The 23,062-nt window shown below is 72.4% G+C and carries 22 protein-coding genes, 1 tRNA gene and 1 pseudogene; 13 read left to right on the top strand and 11 right to left on the bottom strand.

All coding sequences use genetic code 11. The annotated features are described in order from the left end of the window. Nucleotides 1–175 precede the first annotated feature (175 nt). Together ACIQUC_RS07290 and ACIQUC_RS07285 are read right to left on the bottom strand one after the other, a co-directional pair. Nucleotides 176–1,246, bottom strand: a complete 1,071-nt coding sequence (locus ACIQUC_RS07290) for an NAD-dependent epimerase/dehydratase family protein (RefSeq protein ID WP_402264949.1) — start codon at nucleotides 1,244–1,246, stop codon at nucleotides 176–178. Beyond that, nucleotides 1,243–2,148, bottom strand: coding sequence for an MTAP family purine nucleoside phosphorylase (locus tag ACIQUC_RS07285; protein WP_402264946.1), 906 nt, complete (start codon nucleotides 2,146–2,148; stop codon nucleotides 1,243–1,245). Before ACIQUC_RS07285 ends, ACIQUC_RS07290 begins: the two co-directional genes overlap by 4 nt. Before the next feature lie 119 nt (nucleotides 2,149–2,267). Between ACIQUC_RS07285 and ACIQUC_RS07280 the strand changes: the two genes are divergently transcribed. The 7 genes and pseudogenes from ACIQUC_RS07280 to ACIQUC_RS07250 all read left to right on the top strand — a co-directional run bounded on the left by ACIQUC_RS07280 (nucleotide 2,268) and on the right by ACIQUC_RS07250 (nucleotide 8,072). Beyond that, nucleotides 2,268–3,497: a molybdopterin molybdotransferase MoeA gene (locus ACIQUC_RS07280; protein WP_402264943.1), complete on the top strand. Its 1,230-nt coding sequence runs from the start codon at nucleotides 2,268–2,270 to the stop codon at nucleotides 3,495–3,497. Nucleotides 3,498–3,508: 11 nt separating this feature from the next. Continuing rightward, nucleotides 3,509–4,000, top strand: a complete 492-nt coding sequence (gene moaC / locus ACIQUC_RS07275) for a cyclic pyranopterin monophosphate synthase MoaC (protein WP_402264940.1) — start codon at nucleotides 3,509–3,511, stop codon at nucleotides 3,998–4,000. Continuing rightward, the gene (locus ACIQUC_RS07270) at nucleotides 3,997–4,506 is read left to right on the top strand and encodes a molybdenum cofactor biosynthesis protein B (protein ID WP_402264937.1); all 510 of its coding nucleotides are present in this window, start codon (nucleotides 3,997–3,999) and stop codon (nucleotides 4,504–4,506) included. The genes moaC and ACIQUC_RS07270 overlap by 4 nt, the downstream gene beginning before the upstream one ends. Continuing rightward, nucleotides 4,503–4,946, top strand: a complete 444-nt coding sequence (locus tag ACIQUC_RS07265; RefSeq protein WP_402264935.1) for a molybdenum cofactor biosynthesis protein MoaE — start codon at nucleotides 4,503–4,505, stop codon at nucleotides 4,944–4,946. Before ACIQUC_RS07270 ends, ACIQUC_RS07265 begins: the two co-directional genes overlap by 4 nt. Before the next feature lie 103 nt (nucleotides 4,947–5,049). Next, nucleotides 5,050–5,448, top strand: coding sequence for a PLDc N-terminal domain-containing protein (locus ACIQUC_RS07260; RefSeq protein ID WP_402264932.1), 399 nt, complete (start codon nucleotides 5,050–5,052; stop codon nucleotides 5,446–5,448). Between the two features lie 752 nt (nucleotides 5,449–6,200). Then, nucleotides 6,201–6,669 (top strand): annotated as a pseudogene (locus tag ACIQUC_RS07255) (ATP-binding cassette domain-containing protein); the annotation flags it as partial. A 56-nt stretch (nucleotides 6,670–6,725) separates the two neighbouring features. After that, the gene (locus ACIQUC_RS07250) at nucleotides 6,726–8,072 is read left to right on the top strand and encodes an ABC-F family ATP-binding cassette domain-containing protein (protein WP_402265703.1); all 1,347 of its coding nucleotides are present in this window, start codon (nucleotides 6,726–6,728) and stop codon (nucleotides 8,070–8,072) included. 6 nt (nucleotides 8,073–8,078) lie between these two features. Here the strand turns inward: ACIQUC_RS07250 and ACIQUC_RS07245 are convergent, their stop codons facing one another. Next, nucleotides 8,079–8,519, bottom strand: coding sequence for a VOC family protein (locus ACIQUC_RS07245; protein ID WP_022908104.1), 441 nt, complete (start codon nucleotides 8,517–8,519; stop codon nucleotides 8,079–8,081). A 38-nt stretch (nucleotides 8,520–8,557) separates the two neighbouring features. Next, the gene (locus tag ACIQUC_RS07240) at nucleotides 8,558–9,052 is read right to left on the bottom strand and encodes a MarR family winged helix-turn-helix transcriptional regulator (RefSeq protein ID WP_402264928.1); all 495 of its coding nucleotides are present in this window, start codon (nucleotides 9,050–9,052) and stop codon (nucleotides 8,558–8,560) included. 79 nt (nucleotides 9,053–9,131) lie between these two features. Between ACIQUC_RS07240 and ACIQUC_RS07235 the strand changes: the two genes are divergently transcribed. Next, a tRNA-Gln gene (locus ACIQUC_RS07235) sits at nucleotides 9,132–9,203 on the top strand. A 68-nt stretch (nucleotides 9,204–9,271) separates the two neighbouring features. On the opposite strand, the gene ACIQUC_RS07230 is transcribed toward ACIQUC_RS07235, so the two are convergent. Further along, nucleotides 9,272–9,883, bottom strand: a complete 612-nt coding sequence (locus tag ACIQUC_RS07230; protein ID WP_402264925.1) for a TetR/AcrR family transcriptional regulator — start codon at nucleotides 9,881–9,883, stop codon at nucleotides 9,272–9,274. A gap of 88 nt (nucleotides 9,884–9,971) precedes the next feature. Here ACIQUC_RS07230 and ACIQUC_RS07225 point away from each other — a divergent pair, with 88 nt between their 5' ends. Next, nucleotides 9,972–10,970 (top strand): NADP-dependent oxidoreductase, encoded by a 999-nt coding sequence (locus ACIQUC_RS07225; protein ID WP_402265701.1) that lies wholly within the window; start codon nucleotides 9,972–9,974, stop codon nucleotides 10,968–10,970. Between the two features lie 37 nt (nucleotides 10,971–11,007). Here the strand turns inward: ACIQUC_RS07225 and ACIQUC_RS07220 are convergent, their stop codons facing one another. Further along, complete coding sequence (locus ACIQUC_RS07220) at nucleotides 11,008–13,263, bottom strand: helix-turn-helix domain-containing protein (protein WP_402264922.1); 2,256 nt, start codon at nucleotides 13,261–13,263, stop codon at nucleotides 11,008–11,010. Nucleotides 13,264–13,408: 145 nt separating this feature from the next. Here ACIQUC_RS07220 and ACIQUC_RS07215 point away from each other — a divergent pair, with 145 nt between their 5' ends. The 3 genes from ACIQUC_RS07215 to ACIQUC_RS07205 all read left to right on the top strand — a co-directional run bounded on the left by ACIQUC_RS07215 (nucleotide 13,409) and on the right by ACIQUC_RS07205 (nucleotide 15,966). Beyond that, nucleotides 13,409–14,134, top strand: a complete 726-nt coding sequence (locus ACIQUC_RS07215; protein ID WP_402264919.1) for an alpha/beta fold hydrolase — start codon at nucleotides 13,409–13,411, stop codon at nucleotides 14,132–14,134. Nucleotides 14,135–14,181: 47 nt separating this feature from the next. Continuing rightward, nucleotides 14,182–15,018 (top strand): alpha/beta fold hydrolase, encoded by an 837-nt coding sequence (locus ACIQUC_RS07210; protein WP_402264917.1) that lies wholly within the window; start codon nucleotides 14,182–14,184, stop codon nucleotides 15,016–15,018. Nucleotides 15,019–15,138: 120 nt separating this feature from the next. Beyond that, nucleotides 15,139–15,966 carry a formate/nitrite transporter family protein gene (locus ACIQUC_RS07205; protein WP_402264914.1) on the top strand — a complete coding sequence of 276 codons (828 nt, stop codon included), beginning with the start codon at nucleotides 15,139–15,141 and terminating at the stop codon, nucleotides 15,964–15,966. A gap of 23 nt (nucleotides 15,967–15,989) precedes the next feature. Here the strand turns inward: ACIQUC_RS07205 and ACIQUC_RS07200 are convergent, their stop codons facing one another. The 5 genes from ACIQUC_RS07200 to ACIQUC_RS07180 form a co-directional block, all read right to left on the bottom strand. Beyond that, on the bottom strand, nucleotides 15,990–17,099 hold the full coding sequence (locus ACIQUC_RS07200; protein ID WP_402264911.1) for an AI-2E family transporter: 1,110 nt from the start codon (nucleotides 17,097–17,099) through the stop codon (nucleotides 15,990–15,992). A 72-nt stretch (nucleotides 17,100–17,171) separates the two neighbouring features. Further along, complete coding sequence (locus tag ACIQUC_RS07195) at nucleotides 17,172–18,278, bottom strand: zinc-binding dehydrogenase (protein ID WP_402264908.1); 1,107 nt, start codon at nucleotides 18,276–18,278, stop codon at nucleotides 17,172–17,174. Continuing rightward, the gene (locus ACIQUC_RS07190; protein ID WP_402264906.1) at nucleotides 18,278–19,003 is read right to left on the bottom strand and encodes a hypothetical protein; all 726 of its coding nucleotides are present in this window, start codon (nucleotides 19,001–19,003) and stop codon (nucleotides 18,278–18,280) included. Before ACIQUC_RS07190 ends, ACIQUC_RS07195 begins: the two co-directional genes overlap by 1 nt. 142 nt (nucleotides 19,004–19,145) lie before the next feature. Then, a complete protein-coding gene (locus ACIQUC_RS07185; protein WP_402264903.1) occupies nucleotides 19,146–20,978 on the bottom strand; it encodes a BCCT family transporter in 1,833 nt (610 codons plus the stop codon). A 48-nt stretch (nucleotides 20,979–21,026) separates the two neighbouring features. After that, the gene (locus tag ACIQUC_RS07180) at nucleotides 21,027–21,833 is read right to left on the bottom strand and encodes a glycosyltransferase family 2 protein (RefSeq protein WP_402264900.1); all 807 of its coding nucleotides are present in this window, start codon (nucleotides 21,831–21,833) and stop codon (nucleotides 21,027–21,029) included. 158 nt (nucleotides 21,834–21,991) lie between these two features. Between ACIQUC_RS07180 and ACIQUC_RS07175 the strand changes: the two genes are divergently transcribed. Beyond that, nucleotides 21,992–22,876, top strand: coding sequence for a serine hydrolase domain-containing protein (locus tag ACIQUC_RS07175; RefSeq protein WP_402264897.1), 885 nt, complete (start codon nucleotides 21,992–21,994; stop codon nucleotides 22,874–22,876). The last annotated feature ends 186 nt before the right edge of the window (nucleotides 22,877–23,062 follow it).

The following is a 23,062-nucleotide window of genomic DNA, read 5'->3' as shown; positions in this document are numbered from 1 at the left end:
TGGGGGACACGGCGGTCCGGCGTCCGGCGGACGGGTGCGGGCGCGTCGACGTGGTGGCGAGGGCCTGGAGGCGCGGTGCCGGTCCCCGGGACCGGCACCGCGCCTCCAAGCGGTCACGCGTCGTGCGCTCGCCGGCTCGTCCGCTGCGGTCGCCGGTTCAGGGTGGTGGTGGCGGCTACCGCACCGCCGCGCGCAGCGGCGCCGACTGGAACTCCCGCATGCCGCGCTCGAAGTCGACCTCGGCACGCCACCCGAGCTCGGCGGCGATCCGGTCCGACGACGCCGTGACGTGCCGGACGTCCCCGAGCCGGTACTCGCCGGTGACGACCGGCTGGGGACCCTCGGGCCCGGCGATCGCGGCGGCCATCTCCCCGATCGTGTGCACGATGCCGGACCCGACGTTGTACGCCCGGAACGTCTCGGCGGGCAGGTCCGCCGTCGCGGCGATCGATGCGGCGTTCGCCCCTGCGACGTCGTCGACGTGCACGAAGTCGCGCCGCTGGTGGCCGTCCTCGAAGACGCGCGGCGCCTCGCCCCGGGCGAGTGCCGACCGGAACAGCGAGGCGACCCCGGCGTACGGGGTGTTCGCGGGCATGCCCGGACCGTAGACGTTGTGGTAGCGGAGCGCGATCGCCCGACCACCGGTCGCTCGCGACCACGAGGACGCGAGGTGCTCCTGCGCCACCTTCGTCTGCGCGTAGACGTTGCGCGGGTCGAGCGCTGCCGACTCGTCGATCAGCCCAGGCAGGAGCGGCTTGCCGTCCGGTCCGATCGGGTCGAACTCCCCGGCGTCGAGGTCGGCGCGACGACGGGCCGGCGGGCGCACGGGCTCGCCGGACGCCGTCGTGTAGGCGCCTTCGCCGTAGACGACCATCGAGCTGGCGACCACGAGGCGGCCGATGCCGTGGCGGTCCATGCCGGCGAGGACGTGGGCGGTGCCGGCGTCGTTCGACGAGACGTAGTCGGGGGCGTCCTGGAAGTCGACGCCCAGTCCGACCTTGGCGGCCTGGTGGCAGACCACGTCGACCCCGTCGAGGGCGGCGTCGAGGCTGATCCGGTCGCGGACGTCGCCGTGCACGAACTCGATGCCCTGCTGCTGGTGCGCGGTGACGATCTCCGCGGGGTCGCCGTGGACGTCGTCGCGGAGGGAGTCGAGCACGCGTACCTCGTGGCCGTCGGCCAGGGCACGGCGGACGATCGCGGACCCGATGAAGCCGGCGCCGCCGGTGACGAGCAGGCGGGTCACGCGGAGGCCTCCGTGGTCGCTGCTGCGGGCCGTGCGCTCGTCATCGCGCTCGCGCTCGCCGCGGCCGGGACGAGCTCCCGGGGGGTGTAGTCGTCCGGGATCGCCGCGACGATCGAACCGATCGCACGGACGATCACCTCGTTCGCCCGGGCCAGGCGCTCCATCACCATGCCGTGGGTGACCGGCGCCTCGCCGGTTCCGGCGGTGGCCTGCGCCTCGGCCTCGGCCTCGGACGGGGCCAGGCCAGCGTCGGCGTCGGTCACGAACGAGAGGTTCACCGTCCCGATGCCGAGCTCGGCCGCGAGGGGGACCTCGGGCGTCATCGTCATGTTGATCGTGTGGCCGCCGGCCTCGCGCATCCAGATGGACTCCGCACGCGTCGAGAACCGCGGCCCCTGGATCACCACGCACGTGCCCGTCGGCCGGAAGGGCACGTCGAGGCGCTCGATCGCACCGATCGCGACGCGTCGGAGCACCGGGTCGAACGGGTCCGCGAAGGACAGGTGCTGCACGGCGTCCTCGAAGAACGTGTCCGCTCGGCCCCACGTCCGGTCGATGAGCTGGTCGGTGACGACGAACGTCCCGGGGGCGTAGTCGGGGTGCAGGCCACCGACCGCGCTGGACGACACCACGGCACGGACGCCGAGCGAGCGCAGTGCCCACAGGTTCGCCCGGTGGTTGATGCGGTGCGGCGCCACCGAGTGCTCGCGGCCGTGCCGGGTGAGGAACGCCACCCGCTTGCCCGACATGGTCCCGATGCTGATCGGGCTCGACGTGGCGCCGAACGGGGTGTCGACGTCGACCTCGTCCGCGGTGCCGGGCTCGAACAGCTCGTAGAGTCCCGAACCGCCGATCACCCCGATGCCCACACGCGTCTCGTCCACAGCTCCGGTCGTGGTCACGTCGTCCTCCACAGGTCCTCCGAATGGTCCTCGGCGCGTTCTGCGCGCTCGTTACGCTACTGGGACCGCCCTCGGTCGAACCGGGAGCGGGCACACATCTCACCTGTTCGGAGGCGCACGTGCGAACGATCGGTCAGCACCGCGACGAGATCGCCGCCCTGGTCGCGCCGGTCCTGTCCGGCAGGCGTACGTCCGTCCCGGAGGCGCGGGACATCGACGACCTCGCCACCGGTGCCGGCAGCGGTCGGGGGTACCGCGTGCTGGCACGTGCGGTCGTCGCACCCGTGCCGCTCCCGCCGTTCGACAACAGCCAGATGGACGGCTTCGCCGTCCGCGCCGCCGACGCCGGTCGTCTGCTCCGGGTGGTCGAGCCCGTCCCCGCGGGGGTCGTCCCCGCTCCGCTGGACCCCGGGACCGCGGCGCCCATCATGACCGGAGCGCGGATCCCGGACGGCGCCGACGCGGTCTTCCCGGTCGAGGCGACGGGACCCGGCTCCTTCCCGGCCGCGCTGTCCCTGACCGAGGTCACGGTGCCGGACGACCTCGCCCCGGGGACGTTCGTGCGCGGGACCGGCACGGACCTCGCACGCGGCGGCGGACTCGCACCGGCCGGCACCGCCGTGACGCCCGCACTGCTCGGCACGCTGGCGTCCGCCGGGGTCACCGCGGTCGACCTCGTGCGGCGGCTGCGGGTGCTCGTCGTCTCCACCGGGTCGGAGCTCCGCGGCGCCGGTGACGCCACGATCGGCGACGCGAACGGCATCGCCCTGCGGGCCGCCCTCGCCCAGGTCGGGGTCGAGACGCGGGCGGTCCGTGTGCCGGACGACGTCCCCGCGTTCACGAGTGCCCTCGACGAGGCGGTGGGGGACTGGGCCGACCTCGTCCTCACCACCGGCGGGATCAGCGCCGGCGCGTACGAGGTCGTGCGGCAGGCCCTCGAACCGCGCGGACTCGTGGTCACCCCGGTCGCCGTGCAGCCCGGCGGCCCCCAGGCGTCCGGCACGGTCGAGCTCGCGGGCCGGGACGTGCCGGTGGTCTCGTTCCCGGGCAACCCCGTCTCGGCGCTCGTCTCGTTCGAGCTGTTCCTCCGGCCGCTCCTCGCCGAAGACGCCGGCCTGCCCGACGACCGGCCGGCGCAGGAGCTCCCCGCAGCCGAGTCGGCGACCTCGCCGTCCGCCAAGCACCAGGTCCGTCGCGGCCGGGTCGAGGGCGGCCGCGTGCACTTCGTGGGCGGTCCGAGCTCCCACCTGCTCGCGCACTACGCCGCGGCCACGCACCTCGTCCACGTCCCGGTCGGCACCACCACCGTCGAACCCGGCGACCCCCTGACCGTCTGGAGCCTCCGTTGACCGGCGAACCGATGCCCGACCCGACCCTGCCCGGCGGTGACCTGTCGCACGTCCGCGCCGACGGCACCGCGCACATGGTCGACGTCTCCGAGAAGGACGTCACCGCACGCTCCGCCACCGCCACGGCGACGCTCGTCACCCGTCCCGACGTGGTCGCTCGCATCCTCGACGGGTCGCTCCCCAAGGGCGAGGTGATCGGCACCGCCCGGATCGCCGCGATCATGGCCGTGAAGAAGACCTCCGACCTGGTCCCGCTCTGCCACCCACTGCCGATCGCCGGGGTCGAGGTCGACATCACCGGGGCACAGGACCGCGTCGTCGTCGAGGTGTCCGTGCGCACCACCTCACGGACGGGCGTCGAGATGGAAGCCCTCACCGGCGCGAGCATCGCGGCACTGACCGTGTACGACATGGTGAAGGCCGTCGACCGCGCGGCCGTGATCACGGACGTCCGGGTGCTCGAGAAGCACGGCGGGCGCTCCGGGGACTGGAGCAACCGATGACCTCGCAGCCGACACGGGGACGAGCGGCCGTGGTGGTGGTGTCCACCCAGGCCTCCGTCGACCCGGCCCTCGACCGGACCGGCCCCGTCATCGCGGGCTGGCTCCGCGAACGCGCCTTCACCGTGACGGAGCCGATCATCGTCCCCGACGGCGGCCCGATCGCCGAGACGGTGTCGGCCGAGCTCCTGTCGGACGCCCGGGTCGTCATCACCACGGGCGGCACCGGCGTCACCCCGACCGACCGCACGCCCGAGGCGATCGCGCCGCTCATCGACCTCGAGCTGCCCGGCATCGCCGAGGAGATCCGCCGCCGTGGGCTCGCCGGCGCCGGCCCCACCGCGCTGCTGAGCCGGGGCGTCGCGGGGATCGCCGGTGGCACCCTGATCGTCGCGCTCCCCGGCTCGCGCGGTGGTGTCGCCGACGGGCTCGCGGTCCTCGACGGCCTGCTCGACCACGTCCTCGCCCAGGTCTCGGGCGAGGGCCACGCACCGCGGAGCGCCTCGTGAACGGCCCCGCCGACGCCCCCGAGCGCGTCGTCCTCGCCGACGTCGTCGACCGGTCCATCACCGTCGACGAGGTCGCCGCCGTCGTCGCCACCGACCAGGACGGCGCGGTCGTCACCTTCGCCGGGGTCGTCCGCGACCACGACGACGGCAAGGGGGTCACCGCCCTCGAGTACGAACGGCACCCGAGCGCCGGCGAGGTCATCGCCGAGGTGGCCCGGACGATCGCCGCCGCCCACCCCGAGGTCCGCATCGCGGTGCTGCACCGCGTCGGCGCGCTCGGCATCGGGGACGTGGCGCTCGCCGCAGCCGTGTCGTCGCCGCACCGTGCCGAGGCCTTCGCTGCCTGTGGGGCCCTCGTCGACCTCGTGAAGGAGCAGGTGCCCATCTGGAAGCACCAGCGGTTCACCGACGGTTCCGACGAGTGGGTCGCCGCCCTCTGATCCGACCCTGTGGGACTCCGCAGCTGACCGTTGCCGGATCGCAACCGCGCCACGCGTTCGGGGCGTAGCGCGGGTTCCGAGCGGATCCATAGAATCCGGGACCATGAGCGTGCTGCTGTACGGGGCCGGTGTGGTCCTGCTGGTCTTCGCCTTGATCGACATCCTCACCAAGGGCGACGACCAGGTCCGTGGACTCCCGAAGTTCGCGTGGGTGCTCCTCGTGGTCCTCGTGCCCGTGGTCGGCAGCATCGTGTGGTTCGCCGTCGGGCACGACTGGGCCCCCGGTGACCGGAATCACGGACGGTACATCGAGCCGAACCGCCACGAGGACCGCTACGCCACGCTCGGTGACGCGCGCAACGCCCACGGCGACAAGCGCGTGAGCGGCACGGAGCAGGAACTCGCCGAGCTCGAGCGCGAGATCGAGTACTGGGAGGCCCAGGCGCGCCTCAAGCGGGCGAAGGAAGCCGCGGGCGAGAGCGACGTCGCGCCGTCGAGCTGACGCGCGCGTCCGGTCGGCGTCGCACGGTGCGCGGTCCGGCGGCCGGTGCGTGGTGCGTCGGCCGGTGCGAGGTGCGTCGGCCGGTGCGTGGTGCGTCGGCCGGTGCGTGGTGCGTCGGCCGGTGCGAGGCTGACCGCTTCGTGCGGCGCTACAAGCTCGCACCGAGCGGGCAGCGCCGCACCCGCTGGACAACTCCGCACGGTGCGCATCGGGCGGTGCCGCCTTCCGAGCCGGAACGGTGCGCTCCTGGCCGCGCCGCGCCCGGCGAGGGCCGGCGTGGGGAGGGGGTCGCGCCTCCTGGACGTCGCACGGTGCGCGGTGCGTCGGCCGGTGCGAGGTTGACCGCTTCGTGCGGAGTTACAAGCTCGCACCGAGCGGGCAGCGCCGCACCCGCTGAACAACCGCGCACCGTGCGCACCCGGCGGTGCCGCGCCGCGCGACGCGGGCCGGCGTGGGGAGTGGGGTCGCGCTTCCTGGACGTCGCACGGTGCGCAGTGCGTCGGCCGGTGCGAGGTTGACCGCTTCGTGCGGCGTTACAAGCTCGCACCGAGCGCGCAGCGCCGCACCCAGTGGACAACCCCGCACCGTGCGCGCCCGCGCTCCCTCATCAACCCCGCACCGTGCGCGCCCGCGCTGCATCGCCACCCCGCACCGTGCGCGCCCGCGCTCCCTCACCAACCCCGCACCGTGCGCGCCCGCGCTCCCTCAATGCCCCGCACCGACCACCCCGCCGCGCCGCCTACCCTTGACGGGTGGCTCATCTCCTCGGCGCCGAGAACCTCCATCTCGAGTTCCCCACCAAGGTCGTCTTCGACAACGTCACCCTCGGCATCGACGAGGGTGACCGCATCGGCGTCGTCGGCCGGAACGGCGACGGCAAGTCGACCCTCCTCGCCCTGCTGTCCCAGCGCCTCGAGCCGGACGGCGGCCGCGTCACGCACCGCCGCGGGCTGACCGTCGGCTACCTCGACCAGCGGGACATCCTGCCAGCGGGGGAGACCGTCGGCACCGTCGTCGTCGGGGACCTGGCCGAGCACGAGTGGGCGGGCGACCCGAAGATCCGCGACATCATCGGCGGCCTCGTGTCGGACATCCCGTGGGACGTCTCGGTGGACGAGCTGAGCGGTGGGCAGCGGCGTCGCGTGGCGCTCGCGCGGCTGCTGGTCGGCGACTGGGACGTGCTGTTCCTCGACGAGCCGACGAACCACCTCGACGTCGAGGGCATCCAGTGGCTCGCGGAGCACATCAACCGCCGGTGGTCGGCGAACCAGGGCGGCATGGTGGTCGTGACGCACGACCGCTGGTTCCTCGACGCCGTGTCGACCGACACGTGGGAGGTCCACGACGGCGTCGTCGACCCCTTCGAGGGCGGCTACGCGGCGTACATCCTGCAGCGCGTCGAGCGCGACCGGCAGGCCGCCGCGAGCGAGCAGCGCCGGCAGAACCTCGCCCGCAAGGAGCTCGCGTGGCTCCGCCGCGGCGCCCCGGCCCGTACGAGCAAGCCGAAGTTCCGCATCGACGCGGCGAACGCCCTCATCGACGACGTGCCGCCGATCCGCGACACGGTCGCCCTGGCGAAGACGGCCACCGCGCGCCTCGGCAAGGACGTCGTCGACCTGCTCGACGTCAGCGTCTCGTTCGACGGCACCGAGATCCTGGACCGCATCGAGTGGCGGATCGCGCCGGGGGAGCGCACCGGCATCCTCGGTCCGAACGGTGCCGGCAAGTCGACCCTGCTGAGTCTCGTGTCCGGACGGCTCCAGCCCACGAGCGGCCGCGTGAAGACGGGCAAGACCGTGCAGGTCGCGGTGCTCGACCAGCAGCTCGCCGACCTCGCGCAGTTCGCCGACGACCGTGTGCGCGAGGTCGTCGCCCGCAAGAAGACGAGCTACGTGGCCGACGGCAAGGAGATGACGCCGTCGCAGCTGCTCGAACGCCTCGGCTTCACGTCGGCGCAGCTGTCGACGCCGGTCAAGGACCTGAGCGGTGGGCAGAAGCGCCGCCTGCAGCTCATGCTCATCCTGCTCGACGAGCCGAACGTGCTCATCCTCGACGAGCCCACCAACGACCTCGACACCGACATGCTCGCCGCCATGGAGGACCTGCTCGACACCTGGCCGGGCACACTGCTGGTCGTCTCCCACGACCGGTACCTGCTCGAGCGCGTCACGGACCAGCAGTACGCCGTCCTCGGCGGCCACCTGCGGCACCTGCCGGGTGGCGTCGACGAGTACATGCGACTCCGTGCAGCCGGCACCGGTGGCGGGACCGCGTCTGCGGCTGCCGCCGCGTCAGCCGGGAGGCCCGACACCGCAGGCGGGACCGGCTCGGCCGGTCCCGTGGCCGGGTCCACGGCGCCGGCCGGTCCGGGCGCGTCCGCTGCGGCCGCCTCCGGCCTGTCCGGCGCAGAGCGGCGGACCGCCGAGAAGGAGATGTCGGCGCTCGACCGGAAGATCGCGAAGGTCGGGGACGACCGGAAGAAGCTGCTCGACCAGTTCGCGACGCACGACCAGTCGGACTACGCGGGTCTCGGGGAGCTCCAGGCGAAGCTCGCGGCGCACGAGGCCGAGATCGAGCAGCTCGAGGAGCGCTGGCTCGAGGTCGCGGAGCAGCTCGGGGTCTGAGACGGTCTACTCGGCCGGCTGTGCCTCCGACGGTGCACCGCCGCCGGGGTTCGCGACGACCTCCCACAGGTGGCCGTCCGGGTCCTGGAAGAAGCCGGACCACATCCCCCACGGGCGCGTGTACGGCGGCGCGAGCATCGTGGCGCCGGCGGCCCGGGCCCGGTCGAGGAACGCCTCGGCGTCGGCCTGGCTCTCGACGAAGTGCCCGATCGTCGCCGCAGGGCCGTCGGCGAGGTCGACACCCGAGTCCTTCACCATGTCGTCGCGGCCGTAGACGCTGACGATGAGCCCGTCGTCGAGGGTGAACATCGCCGTCGTGCCGCCCGCCTCGGTCTCGGTCGACGGGTACTCGGTGCCGATGATCCCGCTGCCCTCGATGCCGAGCAGTGCGCGGTAGAACGCCGCCGATCGTGCGACGTCGGCGACGGCCAGGGTGATCGCGTGCATGGGCCGGAGACTACGCCCGGTCTCGCCGCGGGGACGGCTCAGTCCCCGAGCCCCAGGATGAGCCGACGGAGCAGTCCGGCGAGCTGGTCCTGCTCGTCGTCGGAGACCCCGGCCAGGATGTCCCGCTCGGCCGTCAGCAGGTCGGCGATCGCCGCGTCCACGGCGACCCGGCCCTTCGCCGTCAACGAGACGAGGATGCCCCGGCCGTCCCTCGGGTCCGTGCGCCGGCCGACCAGCCCGCGCGCCGCGAGCCGGTCCACCCGGTTCGTCATGGTGCCGCTCGACACCAGCGTCTGCTGCAGCAGTGACTTCGGGCTCAGTTCGTACGGCTCGCCCGCCCGCCGCAGCGCCGACAGGACGTCGAACTCCCACGGCTCCATGTCCCCGGCGTCGAACGCGGCACGTCGGGCACGGTCGAGGTGCCGCGCGAGCCGGTCCACGCGGGACAGGACCTCGAGCGGACCGAAGTCCAGGTCGGCGCGCTCGCGACCCCACGCCGCGACGATGCGGTCGACCTCGTCCTCATGCGGCATCTGACCATCTTGGCGGAAGCCGGGGCTGCACGACCAGTCGCCGCGTCATGGGAGGATGGTCTGGCGCCTCCGTGCGCGTTCCGCCTTGGTGTAATGGCAGCACGACGGCCTTTGGTGCCGTTAGGTCCGGGTTCGAATCCTGGAGGCGGAGCTCGGGGGGACACTCGTCCCGGTGGCGGTCTCGATCCTCCGCCGCTGGTGGAGGTTCCCGGTCGGGGTTCAGGCCCCCCGGACCGGCAGGACGAGGTCGAGGTTCCGGCGGATCGCGTCCAGCACCGCGTCGGTCGGGGCGTCGGTGCGCTCCGGTGACGCCAGGTGGACGAACAGCACCGCGGAGACGGTCTGCGCGAGCACGCGGGCATCGTCGTCGGAGGAGCCGTTCCGTCGGAGGACGTCGGCGCACGCGAGGTCGACCTGCTGGATGAGCTCGAGTCCGCGCTGGTGGAACGGCTCGGTCGGGTCCCCGAAGATCAGTTCCTTCAGGTAGGTGCGGCCGTTGCCGACGTGCCGCCGGTTGCAGACGACGACCGGTTCGATGAGCGCCATGACGGCATCGATGGTCGTCAGGTCCGAGGTGGAGGCGCGGAGCCCCGTCGCGATTGCGTCCTCGTAGTGGGCGTTCTGCACCAGGAGGAGGAGCTCGGCCTTGCTGCGCGCGTAGAGGAACAGCGTGCCCGTGCCGATGTCCGCGGCGTCGGCGATCTGCTGTGTCGTGACCTCGTCGACGCCCATCCGGTCGAACAGGTCGGACGCTGCCGCGGTGATGCGGGCGAGCTTCTCCTGCTTGTTCCGCTCGCGACGGCCGACCGGCGCCGTGTCCGAAGAACTCATGCGGGCATCGTACCGCCTCCCGCATCGCACTCAGTTGCGAGTGTGATCGGAAATGAGTACGCTCAGAAAAATGAGGACGGAGAACACGATGCAGGCGTTCCAGATCGACCGGTACAAGACGCCGATCCACGCGGCGACGGTGAGCGAGCCGACCGTCGGCGCACGTGACGTGCTCGTGCGGGTGCACGCGGCGGGCGTGAACCAGCTCGACGCGAAGATCGCCGACGGCGAGTTCACGGCGCTGTTGCGCTACCGGACGCCGTTGGTCCTCGGGCACGACGTCGCCGGCGTGATCGAGCAGGTGGGGTCGGCCGTCACGAGGTTCGCCGTGGGCGACGCCGTGATGGCACGTGTCCGTGACCACCGGATCGGGACCTTCGCCGAGCGGATCGCGGTCGCCGAGGCGGACCTGGCGCGCAAGCCGACCGCGGTGAGCATGACCGAGGCGGCCTCGCTGCCCCTGGTGGCGCTGACCGCGTGGCAGGCGCTCGTCGAGCGTGCGCACGTCCGGCCCGGACACCGGGTCCTGATCCACGGCGGCTCCGGAGGCTTCGGGTCGATCGCGATCCAGCTCGCCCGGCACCTGGGTGCCCACGTGGCGACGACCGCGAGCGGATCGAACGCCGAGTGGCTCCGCTCGATCGGCGCGGACGAGGTCATCGACTACCGGACGGAGGACTTCGCCGAGCGCCTGTCCGACTTCGACGTCGTGGTCGACACCGTCGGCGGGAAGAACCTCGAGCGTTCACTCACGGTCCTCCGTCGTGGCGGCACCGCCGTCAGCATCGTCGGACCGCCCGACCCGACCTTCGCCGCGGCCGCCGGGCTGAACCCGGTGCTCCGGACGGTGATCGGCGTCATCAGCGCTGCGATCCGACGACGGGCGCGACGACTCGGAGTCGACTACTCGTTCCTCTTCATGCGCGCATCCGGTCCGCAGCTGTCGGAGATCGCCGACCTCGTCGACGCCGGCATCATCCGTCCGGTCGTGGGCCGGGTCTTCCCCTTCGCCGAGACCCCTGCGGCGGTCGAGGCAGCCCGTCGCGGTGGCACCCGCGGCAAGGTCGTCGTCTCCATCGTCGAGTGAGGATCGGAGCCGACCGTCGACCCGCCCGACACGCAGGTCACGGACCGGTCGGCGTCGGATCTCCCGGCACGTCGGAACCGCTCCATCCGGACCGGAGCTTCTCGATCTCGGGGATGACCCCGAGGAGACGGTGCTCCGTCGCGGTCCGGTCGGCGATCTCGAGGTGGACTCCGGCGTCGCCGGAGCGCCCGGTGAGGTGCAACGCGTGGGCGAGCTCGAGGTGTGCGCGAGCGAGGCCGTCGGGGAACTGCGCCGCCGTCGCCTCCTCGATCACCCCGGGCATGGTCTCGAGTGCGTACGCCGGCTGCCCGTCGCGGTTGAGGACCTTCGCGAGGAGGGCCCTCGTGTTCACGCCGGTCACGAGGACGAGGTTCGGCGGGACCGAACCGCTGCGGCGTTCGAGGAGCCTGAGGACGTCCTCGTAGTGCCGGGCCGCGCCGGCGAGGTCGCCGGTGTGCATCAGGAAGTTGGCGATCATCGCGAGCACCTGGGTGGTGCCCTCCTCGTCACCGGCGCGCGTGAGGTGCTCCATGGCGCGGCTCGCCTCGCGCAGCGCGGCGTCGTGGTCGAGGAGGCGTCCGTGCGCCCAGGCGAGGTAGAACGACGCCCATCCCCGTTCCTTGTCGTCGTCGGTCCGGTCCGCCGCGGCGACGGCGCGTCGGGCGTCGCGCAGGGCGACGTCGAACTCGCCCTGGGTGAGGTGGAGCCACGCGGCGTAGCCCCGGTGCACGGCGACGTCCCGGTCGGTACCGGACCGCTCGGCGGCGTCGGCCGACGTGAGGAACAGGATCCGCCAGAGGTCCCACGCGGGCCACGTGTCGGAGAACCAGTGCAGGGCTTCGGCGACGTCGAGCACGAGCCGGTCCTCGCCGAGCGCGAAGGCCTGGGTCACCGCGCTCGCCCACTGCGGCCCCTCGATGCGCAGCCACGTCCGAGCCTGTTCGGCGGAGTCGAAGTGGCGTCCGGGGGCGGCGGGATCCGGCTCGCGGTCGGGTTCGAACCACAGCCCGGCGTTCTGCGCGGTGGCGAGCACCCAGTGCCGGAGCGCCCGTCGCTGCCGTGCGGTGGCCGGCTCGTCGCGTCGCGAGAGCGCCGCGGCGAACAGCCGGACGAGGTCGTGGAGCTGGTAGCGGTTCCCGCCGCGCGCCTCGACCAGTCCGAGGTCGGTGAGCTCGTCGAGGCGCTCGGCGGTCTCGTCGACGTCGGCGGACGCTGCCGCTGCGGCGAGGTCCGCGTCGAACGTGGCTCCGTCGATGAGCGCGAGGCTGCGGAACAGGTGCTGTGACGCGGCATCGGTGTGGCCGTAGGAGAGCGTCAGGGCCGGCTCGACGGCGAGGTCGCCGGCGACCAGCGCGCGGAGGGGGTCGCGCCGCGCGGTCATCGTGTCGAGGAAGTCTCGAACGGTGGAGCGGGGCTGCGCGGCGACGCGGTTCGCGGCGATCCGGAGCGCCAACGGGAGGTCACCGCACGCGCTGGCGAGGGCATCCGCATCGGCGTCGGTGCGTTGCGACGCGGGCACGATCCGACCGATCAGCTGCACGCTCTCGGCGCGGTCGAGCGGTTCGAGGGTGACACGGTGCACGTTCACGAGGCCGGCGAGGCTGCGGCGGGACGTGACGACGACCACGGTGTTCGTCGCGGCGAGCACGGGACGGACCTGCTCCTCGTTCGCAGCGTTGTCCAGGACCACGGCGATCCGCTCCCGAGCCGTGATGCGTCGCCACTCGGTGATGGCCTCGTCGAGTGTCGCGATGTCGCGGATCTCCGACGTCTGCGCGATGAGCGACTGGAGCACGTCGAGGGGCGACAGGGGGAGCGAGTGCATGCCGTTCAGGTCGACGAAGGCGCGCTTGCCGGTGTCGTACCCGTGCCGGCTCAGCGCCTCGAGGGCGAGGGTCGTCTTGCCGACACCGGCGGGCCCGCAGATGACGAGGATCGGCGCAGCGAGGTCAGTGGCGGGACGACCGAGGAACTCGGCGACAGCTCGCATCACGTCGGGTCGACCGGTGAAGTCCGTCACCAGTGCGGGCGCGAGCATCGCGGAGCGGAGCAAGCCGTCAGCCGCGATGCGCGGCGCGCGCGCCAGACTGAGCATCGCCTGCTGCTCGTGTTCGGGGAGCCCGAGCGCGTCGAGGAGGGCGGTGAGGGTCCGTCGTTGTGGCGCCGCGCTGATGCCACGCTCGATGTTGCTGATGGTCCGGTCGCTGATCCCGGACGCGTGCGCGAGCGCTTCGAGCGTGAGGCCCGCCGTGAGTCGGTGGCGGCGGAACCGCACACCGAGCGGGTCAGTCATCGGGATCTGTGTCGACGCGGGGTTTCTTCATGCTTTCTTCCTGGTGTCGGGTCCCCGGGTTGCCGTTCCATGAGGTGCAACACCATGGTGCCTGACCGTCCGATCAGAAGCGAGCGGACCGCACCATCGGGGAGGGGACCACACCATGCCATCGCCCACCATCATCCTCGTGCACGGCGCCTTCGCCGACGCCGCCAGCTGGGCCCCGGTCACCCGGGAGCTCCTCGACCGCGGCCACACCGTCATCGTGCCGCCGGTCTACAACCGCAGCCTCGCCGATGACGCCGCCTCCATCCGCGCCGTCGCCGAGGCGGTCGACGGTCCCGTGGTCCTCGCCGGGCACTCCTACGGCGGGGCGGTCGTCACGGTGGCGGGTGCCGCCGAGAACGTCGTCGGACTCGTCTTCGTCGCCGGGTACGTCCTCGAGGAGGGCGAGAGCCTCGGACAGCTGCAGGGCGGCTTCCCGGATTCCGACCTCGCCGCGAACCTCGTGTACACGCCCTACCCGATCGCCGGGGCGGACGACGGCACCGACGTGTCCGTGAAGATCGACGCGTTCCCGCCGGTCTTCGCCGAGGGCGTCGATCCGGGAACCGCGGCGGTCCTCGCGGTGTCGCAGCGCCCGCTGAGCGGTGCGGCGTTCGGCGAACCGGCATCGGTCGCCGCCTGGAAGACCACGCCGGGGTGGGGCATCGTCTCGGCGGACGACCACACGATCAACCCCGACGTCGAACGGTTCGGCTACGAGCGCGCCGGCCTCCGCGGCGTCGTCGAGCTGCCCGCTCCGCACCTGGTGATGCACACCCACCCGGCGGACGTCGCCGACGTCATCGAGACCGCCGTCCGCGAGACCGCGGGCGAACGCGACTGACGAACGAGCACCCACACACCACCACGATCGAACACAGGGAGACGACCATGGGATACGTGACCACCGACGACGGTGCAGAGATCTACTTCAAGGACTGGGGGGACCCCGACGCGCAGCCGATCGTGTTCCACCACGGCTGGCCGCTGTCCTCGGACGACTGGGACGCGCAGATGCTGTACTTCCTGGCCGAGGGCTACCGCGTCATCGCCAGCGACCGTCGGGGCCATGGCCGCTCGTCGCAGATCGGGACCGGGCACGACATGGACCACTACGCGAGCGACGTCTCCGCCGTGGTCGAACACCTCGACCTGCACGACGCGATCCACATCGGCCACTCCACCGGCGGTGGTCAGGTCGCCCGCTACGTCGCCCGGTACGGCCAGCCGCAGGGCCGGGTCGCCAAGGCCGTCCTCGTCGCGGCGGTGCCGCCGCTCATGGTCAAGACCCAGGCCAACCCCGACGGCACCGACATCTCGGTCTTCGACGGGTTCCGCGAGGCGCTCGCCGCCAACCGTGCCGAGTTCTTCCAGGCCGTCGCCTCCGGTCCGTTCTACGGCTTCAACCGTGACGGCGTCACGCCGTCCGAGCCGGTGATCGCCAACTGGTGGCGTCAGGGCATGACGGGCAGCGCCCTCGCGCACCTCGAGGGCATCAAGGCCTTCTCGGAGACCGACCAGACCGAGGACCTGCGCGCCATCACCGTTCCCGTCCTCGTCCTGCAGGGCGACGACGACCAGGTCGTGCCGTACGAAGACGCCTCGCTCAAGCAGGCGGAGCTCCTCAGCGACGCGACGCTCAAGATCTACGAGGGCTACCCGCACGGCATGCTGACGACCCACGCCGACGTCGTCAACCCGGACATCCTCGCGTTCCTCCGGAGCTGACGCGGCGCCCGGGGGCCCTTTGCGCCAGGCGCGGTGCGGGTGGAGTCGATCGGCTCACCTGCACCGCGCCTGGCGTCCCAGACGCGGCGACGAGACGGACCGGCGACTACGTTCGGGCAGGTGAACGACGAGCGACGCAGGGAACTGGGCGACAGCGACGCCCCGGTCGAGGACGAGATCCACGAGTCGTTCACCGCGATCGTCGAGGAGGGTGCCGAGCGGCTCCAGCGCACCACACGGGTGGTGCTCACGACGGGCTTCGCCGGCGGCCTCGAGATCGGGCTTGGTGTCATGGGCTACCTCGCGGTGCTGCACGAGACCGACAGCCACCTGCTCGCCGGTCTCGCGTTCAGCGTCGGACTCATCGCCCTGTACCTTGCGCACAGCGAGCTCTTCACCGAGAACTTCCTGCTGCCCATCACCGCGTTGATCGCTCGCGAGGGCACGGTCGGACAGCTGGTCCGGCTGTGGGTCGGCACCCTGCTCAGCAACCTCGCCGGTGGGTGGCTGTTCATGTGGCTCGTCGTCCAGGCGTTCCCGCAGTGGCACACGGTGCTCGAGGAGTCCGCCCGGCACTACGTCGACGCGCCGTTCGGCCTGCAGACCGCCGTGCTCGCGGTGATCGGCGGCAGCACCATCACCCTCGTGACACGGATGCAGCAGGGGACGGACTCCGATCCGGCCAAGATCGTCGCCGCCGTCGTCGGTGGCTTCCTGCTCTCGGGGCTGCAGCTCTTCCACTCGATCCTCGACTCGCTGCTCGTGTTCGGGGCGATCCTGGCGGGGTCGTCCATCACGTACGGTCAGTGGCTCGCGTGGTTCGGGTACACGCTCCTGTTCAACGTGATCGGCGGCGTGGTCCTGGTGACCGCGCTGCGGCTCGTGCGGACCGCGGACCTCCTGCAGCGTCGACGTCACGACGGCACCGGCACCGGCACCGCGAGCTGACAGCGGGGTCGCACGCCGAGCCGTCAGGACGACGGTTCGGCGGCCCGCGGGATCGGCAGGGCGATCTCGACGTCCGGGTCGCCCTCGCGCGCGGCTCGGATCATGGAGTTGGCCGTCGCAGCGAGCGGGACCGCGAAGAACCCGCCGGCGATCCCGCCGACCGTGGTGCCGGCGATCACGGCGACGAGCACCGCGAGCGGGTGGACCGCGACGACCGAGCCGGTCAGGAACGGGTGCAGGACCTGCCCTTCGAGCTGCTGCACCAGGACGACGACGCCCAGCATCACCAGGGCGACGACCCAGCCCTTGAAGAGCAGCGCGAGCAGGACCGCCACCGCTCCGGCCGCGAACGCCCCGACCACCGGGATGAACGCGCCGACGAACACGACGACGCCGATCGGTCCGGCGAGCGGCACGCCCAGGAGGAACGCGCCGAGGGCGATCCCGATCGCGTCGGTCGCGGCGATGACGACCTGCACCCGGATGAAGTGCGTGAGCGTGGTCCAGCCGGCTTCGCTCGCCACGTGCAGGCGGTGCTGTGCCCGACGTGGGAAGAGCGACACGATCCAGTCCCACATGTGCCGGCCACCGGTGAGGGCGAAGATCGTGACGAACGTCACGATGAACAGGCCCTCTCCGAGGTGGACCAGGGTTGCGCCGGCGACCGCGACGCCCTGCTGCAGTTCGGCGCTGTGCTGCTCGATGAACGTCCTCGCGTCGGTCGAGATCGTGTCGAGGTCGACCGACGGCAGTCCGAACGGCGGGTGCCGCAGCAGGTCCTGGACCGTACCGATCAGCGCGACGCTCCGCCGCTCGAGGTCGGGCAGTTGCTCGTTGACCCGCCACACGACGAGGAAGACCAGGAACGCGATCCCGGCGACGAGGGTCAGCAACGCGGCCGTGATCGCGAGCCACTTCGGGACGCCGTGCCGTTGCAGGAGCGCACTGAAGGGGACCAGCAGTGCCGCGACGACGAGCCCGATGAGCAGCGGGACGACGACGTTGGCGAGCGCGAACGCGACGTACCCGGCGAGTCCGATGGCGGCCGCGATGACGAGGAGCCGACCGGCGAAGACCGCCCCGGCGCGGAGGCCGGACGACGTCGGGCCGTCGGTGGTGGAGGGTGTGGTCATGCGCGGTCTCTCGCTCGGGGGTCGTGGGCAGTGCCATGATCCGCCGGGGCTGCTGGACGCGGTCCAACCCGATCAGCGCCGGTCGCGCGTGCGCCCTCGGCTCGGCAGCCGTCGCGGGACGAGTGCGATGTTCCCGAACCTCCCCGGGTCCTGGAACGCCTCCTGCGCGGCGACGATGTCGTCCAGTGGGAACGTCGCGGCGAGCAGCGGCCGGATCTCGTCGTGCTCGACGGCGGAGACGACCTGTGGGAACACGCCGTCGTCCCAGGTCGTCGTGCCGATCAGCCGGAGGTCGTCGAGGTACAGCCTCCGCAGATCGAGCTCGACCACGGGGCCGGCGATCGCACCGGAGGTGACGTAGGTGCCGCCGGGGACGAGCCGGCCGAGGACGTCGCCGAACCCGGGGCCCGCGACGTTGTCGACCGCGACGTCGACCCGCTCGCCGTCCATCGCCTCGGCGAGGTCGACGTTCCGGTCGATCACCTCGGTGACGCCGAGCGCACGCAGCCGGTCGTGCTTCGCCGGGCTCGCGACCGCGATGACCCGCGCACCCCGACGGAGCGCCAGCTGGACCGCGGCGGAGCCGACACCGCCGGAGGCTCCGGTCACCAGGACCCGTGTCCCCGCGCCGACGCCGCTCCGTTCGAGCATGTTCTCGGCGGTGCCGGAGGAACACGGGATCGTGGCGAGCTCGGCGTCCGACCACCCGGACGCCACGGGGAACACCTCGCTGACGGGCACCGCCACGTACTCGGCGAAGGCGCCGTCGCGGTCGGAACCCAGCCATCGAACCACCCCGTCCGCCAGGCCGGTCATGCAGGACCGGACGAGGACCCGTTGCCGGAGCAGCTGCTCGGATCCGGCCGACCCCGCCTCGACCACGGTGCCGCAGCAGTCGGCGCCCTGGACCAGCGGGAACGGCGAGGGTCCGGCGTAGCCACCGGACTCTCCGTCCGCGAGCGGTGCCGCGCTGCCGGTGCCGTCGCGGACCGAGGAGCTGTACCAGCCGATCCGGGTGTTGATGTCGGTGTTGTTCACACCGGCGGCGGCCACGCGGACCAGGACGTCGCCCGGTCCGACGGCCGGCACGGGAACGCGTCGATGCTCGAGCCGTTCGACGCCGCCGATCCCCGTGGTGACCACCGCCGTCATCATCCGGGTGTGCGTTGCGTCCGTCATCAGGCCGGTCCGAGCCGGGTGTCGTAGCGGACGAAGACCACGGTTCGTCCGTCGACCTCGCCCGTGTACTCGCCGACGTGCCCTGCCACACGTCCTCGCAGGTCCGTCGCCGACGCGCTGTGGAGCGCTGCGGAGGCCCTCGCGGTCACGTCCGCCGAGGACGCGCCCGCCAGTGCGGGGACGTCGGACCCGACGGGGAGACGGACGAGCGCTGCCGCGTACGACCCGTCCCGGGACGCCGAGGACCGGATGCGGACCGTCCCGTCGGGGAAGTGCACTCCGGTGCGCTGTTCGACCGTCGACAGTGGGGTGGCCCGGCAGAGGCCGATCCGTGCGCATTCACCGAGCGGACCCGGCCGGGTGGCGTGCCACGTGATCGCGGCGACTCCGGAGGCGACGACCGCGAACAGCAGCGCGACGAGTGCGACCAGCGCCAAGAGCTGCGTCGGAGCGGACAGGGTGCGGCCGGTCGTACGCATGGACGGGCGCGCCGCGATGCCCGGACGTGGTCGGTGCACCGCCGCGTCGAGCCGCGGCGCGACCGCGCCGGTGGCACGGACCGGGTCGGGTGCCGCCGACGGGTGCTCCCCGTCGAACAGTGTCACGGTGAGGGAGGGGTCGTCGCGGAACCGCCCGGAGACGACGGCACGGGCGCGAGCTTCCATCTCGGTCACCGCTTCGAGATCGAGCCGGTCGGATCCCTGTCTGATGCGGAAGGTCGGCATCCCTCCACCCTGCCCGGTCCCCGGGCGGCACGGGCGCCCGTCGGCCGGACCGTTGCGCGATCGGAATGCCGCGCCGTCCGCGGAGACGGACTGGAGGCGCGGTGCCAGCCGGTACCGCGCCTCCAGTCCGCCTGTGGTCGCGTCAGCGACCGCCCGTCGCGTCCTCGTCCTCGTCCTCGCGCGCGGTCGCGACGTCGAGGCGGGGATCGAGCGCCGGATCCGGGGAGACCGCCTCGGTGTGGATCAGCGGGTCCGGCTCGAGCGCGACGTCCGGACGGGCCTGGCGGTCGGACCGCCCGCGTTCCTCCGACGAGCGAGCGGGTCGCAGCCGGTGGCGCAGCGCCTGCCACGGTCGGCCGATCCCGGTGTGGACGCCACGGTCGGCGGGGCCGTCGACCTCGAGCCCGTAGTACTCGCCCACGCGTTCGAGCAGGAGCGCCCGTTCGGCGCGGTCGTACGCGCGTCGTTCGCGGGTGAAGGCGATGACCGTGGACCAGCAGGTGAGCAGGAGGACGATGCTGAACGGCAGCGCCGTGGTGATCGCGGCCGTCTTCAGGGCGTTGAGCCCTCCGGTCAGCAGCAGGGCGACGGCGAGCAGTGCCGAGACGCCGGCGAAGAAGACCCGGAGCCAGTTCTTCGGCTCGATGTCACCGCCGGACGCGATCATCGCCATCACGAGCGAACCCGAGTCCGACGAGGTCACGAAGAAGACGCCGATGAGCAGGATCGCGCCGAACGTCAGGACGGTGCCTGCGGGCAGGTCGCTGAGCAGGGTGAAGAGCGACCCCTCGACGTCGACCGACCCGTCGGCCCCGATCAGACCGCCGCCGTTCATCTGCTGGTGGATGGCCGCGCCACCGAGCACGGCGAACCACAGCATCGTCAGCGCGGTCGGCACGAGCAGGACACCGAAGACGAACTGCCGCACGGTGCGGCCCTTCGAGATGCGGGCGATGAAGATGCCCACGAACGGTGCCCAGGACATCCACCAGCCCCAGTAGAACGTGGTCCAGGCCGCCTGCCACGCCTCACCGGCAGCGCCCTGCTGCGCGCTCACCGTGAACGAGAGCCCGACGAGGTCCTGCAGGTACGCGCCGATCGACTGGACGAAGTCGCGCAGGAGGTACTGCGTCGGGCCCACGATGAGGATGAAGAGCAGCAGCGCCGCCGCGAGCAGGAGGTTGAAGTTCGACAGGATCTTCATCCCCTTCGTCACGCCGGTGACGAGGGAGACGATCGTGAGGGCGGTGATCACGGCGATGATGGCGATCTGGCTGACCGTGCTGCTCTCGGCGATCCCGGCGCTCTCGAGTCCGGCACCGATCTGGATCACGCCGAGCCCGAGCGACGTCGCGACGCCGAACAGGGTGCCGACCAGTGCGATGACGTCGATGAGGTTGCCCCATCCGCCCTTGACCCGTGCGCCGAGGAGCGGTTCGAGGGCCCACCGGATCGACACGGGGCGGCCACGGCGGTGGATCGCGTACGCGAGGGCGAGGCCCAGGACGACGTAGATCGCCCACGCGTGCAGGCCCCAGTGCAGGAAGGTCTGGGTCATGGCCTGCTGGGCGAGGGACGCCTCGTCGCCGGTGACGCCCGGGCGCGGGTCCGCGAAGTGGCTGAGCGGTTCGGACACCCCGTAGAACACGAGGCCGATGCCCATGCCGGCGGCGAACAGCAGCGCGAACCAGGAACCGGTCGAGAACTCGGGTTCGTCCTGGTCCTTGCCGAGCTTGATGTCGCCGAACCGGCTGAAGCCGACGAAGACCGAGAAGCCGACGAAGAACGCGGCGATGAGCACGTAGTACCAGCTGAAGTTCCGGACGATGCCGTCCTGCAGGGCCGAGAACGCCGCTTCGGCCGACGACGGGGCGATGAGCGTCCACGCGACGAAGGCGAGCACGATGACGGCGGCAGGCCAGAACACCCAGGTCTTGAGTCGTGGGGTCGTCGTGGGTGGGTCGGTCGTTGCCATGCACCCATCGTGCCCGCGGACGAGCCTGTACGACCGCTCAGTCCCAGATCATCCGCGCACCGGGCGGAGCGCGTCCGCGTGCGGATGCCCGACCTCGGGACGCCGGACCGGCACCGCACGGGGACCCGCCGACGATCGCCGGACCGCCCGGACGACCGGCACGATCCGGAACCCGCCGAGCGCGAGGGTCCGGAGCGCCTTGCCGGTCCGGACGACCAACCCCCTGAGGTCGCGGACCGGTCCGCCGGACACGCTCATCACGAGGGACCGGTCGAGCACCACCCGCCAGGCCGGATCGAACTGGACGGACAGGTCGACGTCGTCGTGCACCCGGGGGTCCGTGCGGTGCACGCGCGACCGCACGGCGAGCCACGCGACACGCCGCATGACCATGTTGGAACCGAAGAGCGGCGGCTGCCAGAGCGCCGCCCCCATCAGGGCGAAGTACGCGCGCATGTACGCGATGCGCCAGAACGCGCGCTCCAGCCGGCCGAGCCCGCGGAACTCGCCCGGCCCCGTGACGGCGACGACCAGGTCGTCGTCGAAGTGCCGGAGTGCTCGCTCGAGCCAGTCGGGGTCCGGGCGGGAGTCCGCGTCGAGCCGGGCGACCAGGGTCCCCGTCGCCTGGTCGTACCCCCGCGCAGCCGCGGCGGTGATCGCCCGGACGGGTTCGTGCAGCACGAGCGCGCCCGACCGGGTGGCGACGGCCACGCTGTCGTCGGCGCTGCCGTTGTCGACGACGATCACCTCGTCGGGTGCCCGGGTCTGCCGAGCCAGCGCCTCCAGACACGAGCGGAGCTCGTCCGCGTCGTCGAGACACGGCACGACGACGGAGACGGTGTCCGGAGGGGGCATGGGACCAGCCAACCAGGCCGTGCTCCGCCCGCTCCCGGGCGCCGTGGTCGCGACGCGAGTGCGGGGCGACGGCCGTGGCGGGACGGACTGGAGGGACGGTGCGGGTCCGCACCGCGCCTCCCGTGGGTCGTCGGCACCGTCCGCGAGAGGATGGGCGGGTGCGCACCGCGACCAGCCTGCTCGACGCCCTCGTCCGACACGTCGACGCCTCGGGCTTCGCCGCCCACGGTCTGCACGTCCTGGTCGGCGACGACACCGCCGAGCACCACTGGACGCCCGACGTCCGGCGCGAGGTGCACTCGGTCGCGAAGGGGATCGCGGTCCTCGCCACGGGGATCGCCGCCGACGACGGGCTGGTCGACGTCGACGCGCCCGTGTCGGTCTCGCTCCCCGACGTCCGGTACGGCCCGGGGACGGACGCGGTCACCCTGCGCCACCTGCTGACCATGACGAGCGGCGTCGACATGCCGTGGTCGTCGACCGAGCTGCACGACTGGCCGGACCTCGCGCTGGAGTTCCTCGGGCGACCGTCACGCGGTCGCGTGTTCCAGTACGCGAACGCCAGCACCTACACGGCGATGCGGGTGCTCGAGACGCACGTCGGCGACGTCGGCACGTTCGTGTCTCGTCGCCTGTTCGACCCGCTCGGCATCCACGACGTCTCTTGGGCCCGCTGTGCGAACGGCCACGTCGCCGGGGGCGAGGGGCTCGCGATGCGCACCGGTGAGCTCGCTCGGATCGGGCGGCTCGTCCGCGACCGCGGCGAACACGACGGCCGTCTGGTCGTGGGTGCCCGCTGGTGCGACGCGATGCACACCGACTGGGTCGAGCGCGACGGCGCGGGGCCGGGCTACGAGCGGCACGCGATGGCGGGGTGGGACGGCCCCGGGCGGCTCTGGCGGCTGCACGGCGCGTACGGGCAGATGCTGCTCTTCGACGGGGACACGGTGGTGACCGTCACGGCCGACGACCACCTCGGCGCGGACGCGTTCGCCGGGGCGGTCGCGGACGAGCTGGACCGTCAGGGGCCGACCGGCACCTGACGGCCGGGCGTCAGCGCCGACGTCGCGTGGACAGCAGCCCGCCGAACACCAGCACCACCGCCACGCAGAAGACGATCAGTCCCGCGGGGTCGAAGCCGTCGAAGTTCATCGTTCCTCCCGATGTGTCGCCCCGACACTACGACCGTGTCGCTCGACGCGTGCGGTGACCCGGGTCCGTCCGCATTC

The organism is Curtobacterium sp. NPDC098951, assembly GCF_044759965.1.
In the GTDB taxonomy this organism is placed as follows: domain Bacteria; phylum Actinomycetota; class Actinomycetes; order Actinomycetales; family Microbacteriaceae; genus Curtobacterium.
Note: the sequence above shows the minus strand (reverse complement) of the source record. Positions and strands in the feature narration are given on the sequence as shown.